At 44.5% G+C, this 13,245-nt stretch carries 12 protein-coding genes; 3 read left to right on the plus strand and 9 right to left on the minus strand.

Annotated elements, in window-relative coordinates; genetic code table 11:
* Positions 1 to 42 precede the first annotated feature (42 nt).
* Positions 43 to 1,977, minus strand: a complete 1,935-nt coding sequence (locus AB4351_RS18030) for an ATP-dependent DNA helicase RecQ (RefSeq protein ID WP_017059916.1) — start codon at positions 1,975 to 1,977, stop codon at positions 43 to 45.
* 145 nt (positions 1,978 to 2,122) lie between these two features.
* Here AB4351_RS18030 and AB4351_RS18035 point away from each other — a divergent pair, with 145 nt between their 5' ends.
* The 3 genes from AB4351_RS18035 (at position 2,123) to AB4351_RS18045 (ending at position 5,094) form a co-directional block, all read left to right on the plus strand.
* The gene (locus tag AB4351_RS18035) at positions 2,123 to 2,596 is read left to right on the plus strand and encodes a GreA/GreB family elongation factor (protein ID WP_017059917.1); all 474 of its coding nucleotides are present in this window, start codon (positions 2,123 to 2,125) and stop codon (positions 2,594 to 2,596) included.
* 88 nt (positions 2,597 to 2,684) lie between these two features.
* A complete protein-coding gene (locus tag AB4351_RS18040) occupies positions 2,685 to 3,443 on the plus strand; it encodes a YggN family protein (protein WP_372126780.1) in 759 nt (252 codons plus the stop codon).
* A 289-nt stretch (positions 3,444 to 3,732) separates the two neighbouring features.
* Entirely contained in the window at positions 3,733 to 5,094 is a 1,362-nt protein-coding gene (locus tag AB4351_RS18045; protein ID WP_372126782.1) for a sodium-dependent transporter, read from the plus strand.
* 204 nt (positions 5,095 to 5,298) lie between these two features.
* Here the strand turns inward: AB4351_RS18045 and lipA are convergent, their stop codons facing one another.
* From lipA to rlmH, 8 genes are all read right to left on the minus strand, one after another.
* On the minus strand, positions 5,299 to 6,264 hold the full coding sequence (lipA, locus tag AB4351_RS18050; protein WP_017064177.1) for a lipoyl synthase: 966 nt from the start codon (positions 6,262 to 6,264) through the stop codon (positions 5,299 to 5,301).
* A gap of 4 nt (positions 6,265 to 6,268) precedes the next feature.
* Positions 6,269 to 6,928: a lipoyl(octanoyl) transferase LipB gene (gene lipB / locus AB4351_RS18055; RefSeq protein ID WP_004737632.1), complete on the minus strand. Its 660-nt coding sequence runs from the start codon at positions 6,926 to 6,928 to the stop codon at positions 6,269 to 6,271.
* A 195-nt stretch (positions 6,929 to 7,123) separates the two neighbouring features.
* A complete protein-coding gene (gene ybeD, locus AB4351_RS18060) occupies positions 7,124 to 7,402 on the minus strand; it encodes a DUF493 family protein YbeD (protein ID WP_026084358.1) in 279 nt (92 codons plus the stop codon).
* A gap of 232 nt (positions 7,403 to 7,634) precedes the next feature.
* Positions 7,635 to 8,816, minus strand: a complete 1,182-nt coding sequence (locus tag AB4351_RS18065) for a serine hydrolase (RefSeq protein ID WP_017068508.1) — start codon at positions 8,814 to 8,816, stop codon at positions 7,635 to 7,637.
* Positions 8,817 to 8,909: 93 nt separating this feature from the next.
* Positions 8,910 to 9,749, minus strand: coding sequence for a septal ring lytic transglycosylase RlpA family protein (locus AB4351_RS18070; RefSeq protein ID WP_136974115.1), 840 nt, complete (start codon positions 9,747 to 9,749; stop codon positions 8,910 to 8,912).
* Between the two features lie 3 nt (positions 9,750 to 9,752).
* On the minus strand, positions 9,753 to 10,874 hold the full coding sequence (gene rodA / locus AB4351_RS18075; RefSeq protein ID WP_017062334.1) for a rod shape-determining protein RodA: 1,122 nt from the start codon (positions 10,872 to 10,874) through the stop codon (positions 9,753 to 9,755).
* Complete coding sequence (gene mrdA, locus AB4351_RS18080) at positions 10,874 to 12,766, minus strand: penicillin-binding protein 2 (protein ID WP_017068507.1); 1,893 nt, start codon at positions 12,764 to 12,766, stop codon at positions 10,874 to 10,876. The genes rodA and mrdA overlap by 1 nt, the downstream gene beginning before the upstream one ends.
* Before the next feature lie 6 nt (positions 12,767 to 12,772).
* Positions 12,773 to 13,243 carry a 23S rRNA (pseudouridine(1915)-N(3))-methyltransferase RlmH gene (rlmH, locus tag AB4351_RS18085; protein ID WP_017068506.1) on the minus strand — a complete coding sequence of 157 codons (471 nt, stop codon included), beginning with the start codon at positions 13,241 to 13,243 and terminating at the stop codon, positions 12,773 to 12,775.
* Positions 13,244 to 13,245 lie beyond the last annotated feature (2 nt).

The following is a 13,245-nucleotide window of genomic DNA, read 5'->3' on the forward strand; positions in this document are numbered from 1 at the left end:
CGACTACGCTTCATAGCCTAGTCGGTTTTTTATAAGTAAGAATTACCTAGGAAGTTGTTTTACTCGCGCTAAGGTATCACTGAACGGTTGCTGCTCTAGCTTGCCGTAACCGACCATTTTACTGGCTTTGAGTTTGGTTGAAAGCGGGGTGGCGATTCCACATAAGAAGCGAGTAATTGCCTCGTCGGTAATCAGTTGTTGGCTAGCCGAAATAAACTCATGTATCCATGTCATCACCGTCTCATCATCGATAGGTTCAACATCAACGGTTGGTAAGATTGCCACTTCTCCTCGACATACAGAGCAGTGACCGCAGTTTGTTGGTGCTTTATCATCGGCAAAATAACTCGCAAGGCGTGAGCTTAGGCAAGTATCCGCCTCAAAGAAATTCAGCATTTGGTTAAGGCGGTTTATCTCGCTGTTTTCTTTTGCTTTAAACAACTCAGTTAGACGCTCTGACAGTTGCATCATATCTTCAGAAGTATTGTGGATCGCGTAGACATCGGTGATCTGCTTGCTTTCTAGTTCAATCCAACCTTGTTCATTGAAGTAGTCGATAGCCGCAATCACACGCTGACGATCGGCTTGGAAGTGTGTCCAAAGCGCATCGAAGTCGACTTGGCACCACACTCTTGCTTGAGGAGAGCATTGGAAAATCGCTTCGACAAATTGACGACGTTCACTTTGAAATTGCTCTGTGATCTGCTGTTTCGGACGAATGAACTTAAATTTGTAGTCTGCGAAGTAGCTGTACTTGGGCTCAATCACACCTTCAATTTCGAGATACACCAGTAGTGTTTTTAGCGGTAACTGACGAATGTTGGATTCACGTGATAGTTGATTAAGCATGATCTCCCATTGATTCGAGCCAGAAGCGCCAATGTTTTGATTTTCGTAGATCTCTTTTAATACCGCTTGGATCGATATGTTGTCTGGCGTATCACCAAAAACGAAGTTCTCGAGTGTGCTTAAACCGTGTTTGTTAGCCAGTAAAATACATTCAGACGCTTGCCCATCTCGACCAGCTCTGCCGATCTCTTGTGAGTAGTTTTCGATCGATTTTGGTAAGTCAAAGTGAATCACTCGGCGAATGTTGGACTTATCCACGCCCATACCAAACGCGATAGTTGCGACGATACAGCTCACGTCATCATTCATGAATTGGTGTTGAATAGCATCTCTATTTTCAGGCTTAAGACCCGCATGGTAAGCCACTGCATTAACGCCAGCATTGCGAAGCTGCTGAGCCACCATCTCTGCCGTTTGTTGAAGGGTGACATAAACAATAGTCGGAGCGAGAGAAGCTTGGTTAACCACATTGCACAAGGTTTCTAGCTTACTGGTTTGTTCACAAGGTTGAATCGACAGATCGAGATTTTGACGATAGAAACCCGTAACCACAACGCGCTCCTCATCAATTTCAAACTTTGACTTCATATCTTGGATAACCGCTGTAGTCGCAGTGGCTGTCAGTAGTAGAACCTGAGGAATATTGAGCTGTTTTTGGTATTGAGGAAGCTTCAGGTAGTCGGGTCTGAAGTTGTGTCCCCATTCTGAAATACAGTGCGCTTCATCGACCACAAGCAGTGAGATCGACACTTGGGAGATAAACTGACGAAAGCGTTCGTTCTTCAAGCGCTCGACGGAGATCATGAGGATCTTGGTGTCACCGTTACGCACTGACTGCATAACCTGTTGTGTGGTTTGTCGGTCTTGGCTTGATTCGATTGCCGCTGCGCTAATGCCTTTACTGTGCAGGAAAGCGAGTTGGTCTTTCATCAAGGCTAACAGTGGCGATATCACCAAGGTTAAGTGCGGTAACTCTAATGCTGGTAATTGATAGCACAGCGATTTACCTGAGCCTGTCGGGAATATCGCGGCAGTCGAGTGACCAGATAGAACGTTATCAATGACTTGCTTTTGCCCATTGCGCAGTGAGTCGAATCCGAATACTTGTTTTAGCTTCTGCTCAATCATTTATGTTCTACCTGAGTTATTAAGTGTCGTATTGATGCTAAAGCGGGCGCCTATTCATGATAGCGTCGCTTGATGAATCAAATGTCTTGCACCTGATTGTACCTAATTCTATTCTGTAGCTCCTATAGAAAAGCACCCCAATAGTATGAATAAGTCTGAGCTTCGCCAAATAATCATAGAGCAACTTGAATCCCGATTACGTATCGCACAATCTGCTACTCAACGCGCTATTGATGCTGCGACAGATGAAGAGACAGTGCCTGAACATAAGTACGATACATTGGCATTAGAAGCTTCGTATCTCGCCCATGGTCAAGCGGTGAGGGTACAAGAGTGTGAAGACGATATTCAGTGTTATCGTAACTTAGTGTTGCGTGATAGTGAGAAGGTTACGGTGAGCAGTTACGTTGTGGTCATTGACGAGCATGATCAATATAAACACTTTTTTATGGGGCCGAGAGTCGGCGGACTTTCTGTCACGTGGAATGAGAATGAGATTGCCATCGTGACGGCAAATGCACCTTTTGGCCAGGCTCTAATGGGTAAAGAAGTTGGTGATGAGATTGAGTTTAAGGTCGCAGATAAACAGTTTTGCTACGAAGTTATCTCTATCGACTAACTAACTGACTAATAGATATAAAACGTTTCTCTGACAAAGGAGCATATACCAAGGGTATAGTAATCTGTCAGATTGATGAGAGGATGTTATGAAAAACAATGTATTAATTGCATCACTAACAGCGGTTATCGTTGTTGTGAGCTTGCCAACGTTTGCTGCTCAGTGTCGAGTTGATTTGAAGAATGAACTACGAATTGATGACCAAAAAGTCGAAATCCATCAAGTGAATGGTGATACGGCCGTTTTTGATGATAACAACGACCTCTATATTCATGGTGAGAAGGTTGAGCTTGATGCCGACCAACAAGCGGCGATTGAGAAATATCGCGAAAACATGAGTGAGTACTTACCTCGAGCGAAACAAATGGCCAACGATAGCTTAGCGTTAGCCAATGACGTGATTGATGATATCGCGGCTAGCCTGGATTCACCTGAGTCATTTGATAATGTAAAAGAATCAATGAAAACCTACTTTGCAGAACTGGAAGCGCGTTATTACAAAGATGGCGAATTAGTGTTGCCTGCAGAAAGCTTTGATTCGATGGCCAATGGCTGGTCTGAAGATTTCGAGAAGGCGAAAGAAATCTTTAACCAAGAATTTATCTCTAGCGCTTTTAATGCGATGTCAGAAAAAATGAAACAAGACGGTGGCCTAAACCTGACTGAACTGGCTGACAGTATGGCTGAATTAAAGCTGAAAGTTGAAGAGCGAATGAAAGAACACTCTCAACAAGTACAGGAGGAAGCGAATGAGTTCTGTGATTCACTTGATGAGATGGCAGAACAAGAGCAAGAACTGCATGAAATCATTCCGAACTTAAAAGATTACCAAGTCTTCACAATTTAATTCGAGTCTAGTGATGAATAGTAAGAGCACCGGTCGGTGCTCTTTTTGTTTGTATAAATGGAACCACACGGCGAGTATTTATCTCAATTCAATCCATTTCCTTCTTAAGCCTACTGCTTCGCTTTGTTGCTTATAATTGAACGATAAGACTGGTTGTTTGTTAATTTTGTTGTTCTAAATAGTGCATTGATTGTAAAAATCAGAGAATTGTTCATTTATTGGTTGTGCCTATCATTGCTTTTTATTACTGTACTTCTCAACTAGTTCACTGATTTTTAATGCGGGCGATATGGACCAACAATCTTCCTCTTCAAGAGAGCACTTTAGCTCTCGTTTAGGTTTTATTTTAGCAGCGGCTGGTGCAGCGGTTGGCTTGGGTAATATTTGGGGTTTCCCGACTCAAGTTGCCAGCAACGGTGGCGGTGCTTTCCTTTTGGTCTATTTGATCATGATCTTCGTGGTTGCTTTCCCTATGCTGGTGGTAGAGATGGCTATCGGCCGTCACGGCCAAGCAAACCCAGTTGATAGCATGCGATCTTTGACGACAAACCCTTTGGGTAAGAAAGTCGGTGAGTTTGTCGGTTGGGTTGGACTGAGTGTACCAAGCGCAGTGTTGGCGTTTTACAGTATTGTTGGTGGCTGGTTGATCTGTTTCCTAATTGGTGCGGTCGCGGATCTTATCGGCCTAGAAGCGATTGCTGATTGGTTTAAAGGCTTCAGCGTTGAGCGTAATGTCTTTGGTACTGTTGCGTTCTACGTACTGACGATTTTGATTGTACAGGGTGGTGTTAAACAAGGTATCGAGAAATGGTCGACGCGTTTAATGCCCGCACTGTTTGTGTTGTTCGGCCTATTGTTTGTCTACATCATGACGCAAGCTGGCGCGATGGAAGGCTTAAAACATTACCTAGTTCCAGACTTTGAGAAAGTGTGGGATAGAAAGCTGATTCTAGCAGCGATGGGACAAGGCTTCTTCTCGCTCACCATTGGTGGCTGTTCAATGTTGGTTTATGGCTCTTACTTAAGTAAGAAAGAGAACCTGCCAAAAATGGCGATGAACGTAACCTTGGTTGATACTGCTGTTGCCTTTATTGCGGGCTTAGTCGTTATGCCTGCGATGTTTGTTGCGATGCAAAAAGGCGTTCAAATCTACGCGGAAGATGGCTCGCTGTTAAGCTCAGACACGCTAGTGTTCACGGTTCTGCCTTTGATGTTTGATAGCTTAGGTGTGCTTGGACAGATCTTTGCGATTGTGTTCTTTTTACTACTAACGATTGCTGCACTGACTTCTTCGATTTCGATGCTTGAAGGCCCGGTTGCGCTAGTGAGTGAGCGTTTCAATACTAGACGAACGCCAACAAGCTGGGTGATTGGTGGTGCTATCGCGCTGTTTAGTGTGGTGATTGTTTACAACTTTGCTGCGATGTTTGGCATGGTAGCGATGATTGCAACTCAGTATCTTCAACCAGTCGCTGCACTGATGTTCTGTGTGTTTGGTGGTTGGGTATGGAGCCGAGCTTCAAAAGTGAAAGAGCTTGAACAAGGCAGTCCTGATTTTCAACTTGGTTGGTTTGGTAAGGTTTGGCCAATGTATGTGAAGTTTGTGTGCCCAATTTTGGTAGCAACGGTTATCTGGGCATCTTTCGGTTAATGCAGAACCCTATCTGGGCTTTTTGAAATTACCTCCTCTGAACTTGAAATATTAAGCACAAAGCCACTCATAAAGAGTGGCTTTGTTGTTTTTATATAAAGCTTAGTGGCACGAAATATAAAGCTATAGCGGCACGAACAAGATAGAAAAAAGGCGCTGAACATAATATTCAGCGCCTTTGCATTGTTCGTTAAGCAATCGTGATTACTTAATTTCCATACCTTGAGCTTGCAAGTCCGCATGGTAAGAAGAACGTACAAACGGGCCACACGCTGCGTGAGTAAAGCCTAGCTCTAGAGCAATCTCTTTCAGCTCATCGAACTCAGAAGGCGGCACGTAGCGTTCTACTGGTAAGTGGTGACGGCTTGGTGCTAGGTATTGGCCTAGTGTCAGCATAGTCACACCATGTTCGCGAAGGTCTTTCAGTACTTGAACGATCTCTTCTTTTGTCTCACCAAGACCCATCATCACACCTGATTTTGTTGGGATATCAGGGTGCTGCTCTTTGAATTTCTTCAGTAGATCAAGAGACCACTTGTAGTTCGCACCTGGACGCGCTTTACGGTATAGACGTGGCGCTGTCTCTAGGTTGTGGTTGAAAACATCTGGCGGGTTGTCTTTCATTAGGTCAAGCGCAACGTCCATACGACCGCGGAAGTCTGGAACCAGTGTTTCGATACGAATATTTGGGTTGAGTTCGCGAATCTCACGGTTACAGTCAGCAAAGTGCTGAGCACCGCCGTCACGCAAGTCATCACGGTCAACTGAAGTGATTACAACGTACTTCAGTTTCATGTCTTGAATTGTTTTAGCCAGTTTCTTCGGCTCTTCAGCTTCAGGAGCAACAGGACGACCATGGGCAACATCACAGAACGGGCAGCGACGAGTACAGATAGCGCCAAGAATCATAAACGTTGCCGTACCGTGGTTGAAACACTCGGCTAGGTTAGGGCAAGACGCTTCTTCACAAACTGAGTGCAGGTTGTTTTTACGCATTGCTGATTTGATTTCTTGAATACGATGGCTGTCTGAAGGAAGTTTAATCTTCATCCATTCAGGCTTACGTAGAACTTCTTTCTGTTCAGCAGGCATATTCTTTACGGGAATTAATGCCATTTTGTCAGCGTCACGATATTTAACGCCTTTTTCCATTTGGATTGGTTTGCTCATGATTTTATGCTTCTGCTGTAATGTTACTGGTGGCTTGAATGTCTACTTGGTCATAGCCGAGTAGCTCTACGAGCTCTTGTATTAACTGTTGCTCAACGTTTTCTAGTTCACTTGGTCCGCCGAGTTGGCTTACCTGCGCCATTTCCATACCTTGGTAACCACATGGGTTAATACGTAGGAATGGAGACAGGTCCATATCGACGTTGAGTGCTAGCCCGTGGAACGAGCAGCCACGTCGAATACGTAATCCGAGTGAACAGATTTTCTTGCCATCGACATAAACACCAGGAGCGTCAGGTCGGGCAGCTGAATCTATATTGTAAGCTTTCAGAGTATTGATTACGAGGTTCTCGATATGAGTCACCAAATCACGCACTCCGAATTTCTTGCGGCGGATGTTAATCAGAAAGTAAGCCACTAATTGGCCTGGGCCGTGATAAGTCACTTGGCCACCGCGATCGCTTTGTATTACAGGGATATCACCGGCATTTAATACATGCTCAGCTTTACCTGCTTGTCCTTGAGTGAAGACAGGGTTGTGTTCAACCAACCAAACTTGGTCTACGTCTTCTTCCGTGCGTTCGTCTGTGAACTTATGCATGGCTTTCCATACAGGTTCGTAATCCTGACGGCCTAATTTTTTTACGATTAGCTTATTTTGCAAAGCTGCACTCCCTCAAGGATTAATAAAGTGAACGCATTATAAACGCGAAACATGATTCTAACTACAGACGGACTGCAAGGTTTTTCAACTTTCTTTGTATTTATTGAAAATTAAGTTGAATGAATTTGAGCTAGATAGGGTGCTTTAAACAAAAACAGCGGCAATAAGCCGCTGTTTCTCATGTGTAATCGGAGATTACAGAACCATACGAACGATTTCGATCTCGCCCAGTTCTTTATAAAGAGTTTCTACTTGTTCAATTGAAGTCGCAGTAATATTGATAGAAACAGAGTGGTAGTTACCTTTCGCACTCGGTTTTAGCGTTGGGCTGTAGTCACCAGGAGCATGACGCTGGATCACTTCTAGTACTAGCTCAGTCAGTTCTGGCTTAGCGTGGCCCATTACTTTGTAAGTGAATGAACAAGGGAACTCTAAGAGGTCTTTTAGTTTTGCATCAGAATTGATGTTCATGATTAGCTCCAAAAGGCTAGACTCTCGCAAATTGGCGAAATGTCGATAAAAAGCGTGTTCGGTCAACAGACACGAGTAATAAGGCGGAATATTACGTGTAAATATCACCGAACTCAAGATCAACAAAAGCCGCACATGGCGGCTTTGGGTTCGCTAATGAGTAAATCATGAACTTACTCATTAGGTTAGCTATACAACAAGCTTAGGTTTTACCTAGAACAAACCTTTGGCTTGTTTAGAATAAACCCTTGAACAGAAGAACTAGGTAGTCCCATAGACGGCTGAATAGGCTGCCTTGGTCCACATCTTCAAGTGCTAGTAGTGGGTATTCAGCAACGTCTTCACCGTCTACTTGGTAGAATAGTTTACCAACCACATCGCCTTTGCTGATTGGCGCTTCTAGCTCTTTCTCAAGAACGAAGCTTGCCTTCAGGTTCTTAGCTTGACCACGAGGTAGCGTAACGAACGTATCTTCGTCGACACCCAGTGCAACTGTGTCCTTGCTACCCATCCAGATCTTCTCTTCTACGAAGGTTTCACCGGCTGTGTGTGGTGCCACTGTTTCAAAGAAGCGGAAGCCGTAGCTAAGCAGTTTTTTGCTTTCTGTTTTACGAGCATTCGCATTCTTGGTGCCCATAACTACAGCAACTAGGCGCATTTTGCCTTCTGTCGCTGAGCTTACTAGGCTGTAACCTGCATTGCTTGTGTGGCCCGTTTTGATGCCATCAACGTTCATGCTCTTATCCCATAACAGACCGTTACGGTTGTATTGGGTGATGCCGTTGTATGTGAATTTCTTCTCTGAGTAGATACGGTACTCGTCTGGTACGTCGCGAATCAGCGCCTGACCAAGTAGCGCCATATCGTAAGGCGTTGAGTATAGGTTCGGGTTGTCTAGACCGTGCACGTTAGCAAAGTGCGTGTCTTTCATGCCGATAGAGCTTGCCCAAGCGTTCATTAGGTCAACGAATGCATCTTCAGAGCCAGCGATGTGTTCAGCCATAGCAACACATGCGTCGTTACCTGATTGAATGATGATACCGCGGTTTAATTCTTCAACTTTAACCGTAGTGCCCACTTCAACGAACATCTTAGATGAATCTGGGAAGTTTTTAGCCCAAGCATTTTCACTGATTACAACATCGTCGTTTAGGTTGATGTTGCCACGGTCGAGCTCTTGGCCGATCACGTAGCTCGTCATCATCTTGGTTAAACTTGCTGGAGAAAGCTGAGTATTCATCTCTTTCTCTGCTAGTACTTTGCCTGAATGGTAATCCATCAGAACAAAACCTTTAGCGGCGATTTGAGGTGCATCAGGAACAACAATAGGAGCGGCGAATGACGATGTAGCTATCGTTGCAGAAAGAGCAACAGAAGTAGCAAAAATCGATTTAACAAGTTTATTAGATTTAATCATTTTGAATGCAATTATTTGGTGAACTATTCATATATTAACAGAATCACTCTGTCACACCAGAGCGCTGATTACCAGAAGTAACTGTTAGATTAATTAGCGAGTTAGGGTGTGTTTTTTTATATAAGCTGACGGGTAACCCATTAGCTTAACTTGTTCTAATTTCTCTTGAGTCAGAGCATAGTCATGAAATGGCCCAATCATCAGACGGTAGTTGTCATCATTTGGCTGCAAGAACGTTGCTACTTCTAGCTTTTCGGCTAGATCTTTCGCTAACTTCTCTGTTCTATCTTCATGTGGAGATGTTGCGACTTGAATAATAAATTGCGGTAAAGCAGCCTTTTTATTTGCGTCGGTTGGCATAGCCACAGTAATGACTTCAATCTCAACATTTGCCGTGCCGGTTCTCAACACATCGAGCTTGTAAGCTGCCGCATAACTAAGGTCAATGATTCGGCCTTCATGGAATGGGCCGCGGTCATTGATACGAACAATCGTCGTTTTGTTATTGTCGGTATTCGTCACTTTTACATAGCTTGGAATTGGCAATGTTTTGTGCGCCGCAGACATCGAATACATGTCATAGATCTCGCCGTTAGACGTTAAGTGACCATGAAATTTCTTACCGTACCAAGAGGCTTTGCCTTTCTCAGTAAACCCTTCGGTCTTCTTTACGATCTTGTAGTCTTCGCCACGTAAAGTGTAATCCGTGTTACCACCTAAACTATAAGGTTCATACTGAGGGTGAGCATCCTCGAGATGCTCTACTGAGATAGGTGCGTCTGGTGCAATATCTGAATCAATATCGTAGCGGCCTGTTGGCTGCTTTGAAGAACAACCATTGATTAAAATCGCTAGCCCTAAGATAGAGGCTATTTTTTTGATTGGCAGCTCATCAACCAAGGATGCTTTTTTTGGAAACGTTGTAATAGACATCGATTAGGTCGCCTTTGAGAATGCTTTTCTGTGTGTATGGATCGACATTAAAATACCAAAACCAGCCATAAGGGTAACCATTGAAGTACCACCATAACTGACTAAAGGAAGAGGAACACCAACCACAGGTAGAATGCCACTTACCATGCCAATGTTTACAAAAATATAAACGAAGAAGCTCAGTACAATACTGCCGCCCATCATTCGACCGAATGCGGTTTGAGCTTGGCTCGCAAGCACTAAGCCACGTCCAATAATAAACAGGTAGATAGCAAGCAAGAACAAGATACCAATCATGCCCCACTCTTCGGCGATGACCGCAAAAATGAAGTCGGTGTGGCGCTCTGGAATGAATTCTAATTGAGATTGAGTGCCTTGCAGCCAACCTTTTCCTGATATACCACCCGAACCTATCGCAATCTTACTTTGAATGATGTGGTAACCCGCACCTAATGGATCTGATTCAGGATCAAAAAGGGTTCTAACACGCACTTTTTGATATTCACGCATCAAGAAGAACCATAGGATTGGGATAAATGCCCCTAATGCGATTGCCGCGCTAGCAATGATTTTCCAACTGATACCAGCCAGGAATATCACGAAGATACCAGATGCGGCGATAAGGATAGATGTACCTAGGTCAGGCTGCTTTGCGATTAGAATCGTCGGTACAAACACCATCACTAGCGAGATCGCTAATGTTTGGAATGTTGGTGGAAGTGAGCGCTTACCGATAAATCGTGCCAGCATCAAAGGCACCGCGAGCTTTAATAGCTCTGACGGTTGGAATCGAACAAAGCCGAAGTTTAACCAACGCTGGGCGCCTTTAGAGGCTTCACCAAAGAACAACACGCCCAATAGCAAGATGACACCACCTACAAATAGCAGTGGTGCCAAGGTTTCATAAGTGCGAGGTGAGATTTGCGCTAGGAAGATCATCACACCTAAAGACAGAGCCATGCGCATCGCCTGGCGATCCATCATCGCAAGGCTTTGTCCGCTTGCGCTGTACATGATCAGTAGGGCAAAGCCCATTAAAACCAGAATGCCGAGCAATAGCGGCAGGTCGATATGCAGCCTTTCGAATAGGGCTCTATTTCGTCCAGTTGAAGGATCAAGTTTCATTATTTAATTGGCTCACTTTGATAATCTTCTGCAAGGATAATATGGTCTAAAATCCTTCTTACTACTGGGCCGCCGTTAGAAGAACCGCCACCTGCGTTCTCTAGAACGATAGTCACGACGGCTTCAGGATCTTCAAAAGGCGCGTAACCCGTAAAGAGGGCGTGATCGCGTAAGTGCTCTGCGATTTCATCCGCGTTGTACTCTTCATCTTCTTTTAAGCCGAATACCTGCGCGGTACCCGATTTACCAGCGGTTTGGTAAGACATTTTCTGGAATGAACGTCTTGCCGTGCCTTTTTTACCGTGGTTAGCCAGCCTCATACCTTCCTGAGCGATATCCCAATACTTCTTCTTAACCCCGGTTAGCGGTGGGTAAGTTTCAATGTCCGACATGATTTGTTCATCGAATGGACGACCGTTATCAATGGTTGAACGAAGTAGGTGAGGTGCGGTTACTTCACCTTCATTGACCAAAACTGATGTGGCTTTTGCAATCTGCATGGGTGTTGCAGTCCAGTAGCCCTGTCCAATACCAACTGGAATAGTATCACCTTGATACCAAGGCACACGGTGTCTGGCCATCTTCCAATCACGAGTTGGCATATTGGCTTTGCTTTCTTCGTAGATATCGATGCCAGTATAATCACCAAAGCCGAACATCATCATCCATTTGGATATGCGATCAATGCCGAGATCATAAGCAATTTGGTAAAAGAAGGTATCCACCGACTCTTCAATCGCTTTTTCTATATCCACGACACCGTGTCCCCAGCGCAACCAGTCACGGAATGGTCTTGTTTTTGAATTAGGGATCTTCCAATAACCTGGGTCATTACGCGTTGTATTAGGTGTAATAACACCTTCTTGCAGAGCAGCAACAGCAATGAAGGGTTTGATCGTCGATGCTGGTGGGTAAATCCCTAGCGTGGCACGGTTAACCAAAGGGCGGTTTTTGTCTTGAAGTAGCGCGTTATAGCCTTTAGACGAGATACCATGCACGAATGCGTTTGGGTCGTAGCTTGGGCTCGATACCATGGCTAACACGCCATTGTCTTTCGGATCGAGAACGATAGCTGAACCACGGCGGCCATCAAGTAACTTATGTACGTATAGCTGTAGCTTGATATCTAAGTTAAGTACGATATCTTTGCCTGGAACCGAAGGGACAAATTTGAGGGTACGAATCACTCGTCCACGACTGTTAACTTCGACTTCTTGGTAGCCAGCTGTACCGTGCAACATATCTTCGTAATAACGCTCAATACCCAACTTACCGATATCACGTGTAGCTTGGTAATTGGCGTCTTTTTCTTCTCGCATCAAGCGCTGCATATCACGGTCATTGATGCGCGATACATAGCCTATTACGTGAGTGAGCACATCACCGTAAGGGTAGAAACGCTTCAAAGTTCCCGTAACTTCAACACCTGGGAATTTGTGTTGGTTTACAGAGAAGACGGCAACTTGTTCTTCAGACAGTTGATTAAGAATAGGTACTGATTTAAAGCGTCGTGAATTACGACGATCACGATTAAAGCGCTCGATACGCTCTGGCGGGATCTCAATTAATGCTTGCAGACGAGCAAGCGTGTCATCCATATCTTTAATTTTTTCGGGTATGATTTCTAGATTGAAAACAGGACGATTTTCGGCAAGAAGTATACCGTTGCGATCGTAAATCAAACCACGGTTAGGGGCGATCGGAACGACCTTGATACGGTTGTCGTTAGAACGAGTTTTATAGTCTTGGTATTGATTGACCTGAATGTTGTACAGGTTAACAACCAACATCGACATCATGACTATGATCCCCGCAAACGCAACAAAAGCACGGCTAGTAAATAGTCGTGCTTCTGCTTTGTAATCGCGGATTTGGCTACGTTTACGTAACATTAACGCTTATTCTCGATGATAAGGGTGGTTAGCAGTGATGCTCCAAGCTCGATACAAGCTTTCAGCCATGATAACGCGTACTAATGGGTGAGGGAGAGTAAGCGCAGACAGAGACCAACTTTGGTCTGCGGCCGCTTTACATGCAGGTGCTAATCCTTCAGGCCCGCCAATTAGGATAGATACGTCACGTCCATCCAGCTTCCAACTTTCTAATTGCTCAGCAAGTTGAGGTGTATCCCACTTTCTACCTGGGATATCGAGCGTGACAATACGGTTGCCTTTTGGAACTGCAGCCAGCATCGCTTCACCTTCTTTTTGAAGAATGCGTGCAATATCTGCATTTTTACCGCGCTTTCCTGCAGTAATTTCAATGAGCTCTAATGGCATATCGTGAGGGAAGCGGCGTTTGTATTCTTGAAACCCTTCTTCAACCCACTTTGGCATTTTTGTGCCAACTGCGATTAACTGGATCTTCAAAG

This window comes from Vibrio sp. 10N.261.51.F11, from assembly GCF_041471665.1.
GTDB lineage: Bacteria > Pseudomonadota > Gammaproteobacteria > Enterobacterales > Vibrionaceae > Vibrio > Vibrio crassostreae_C.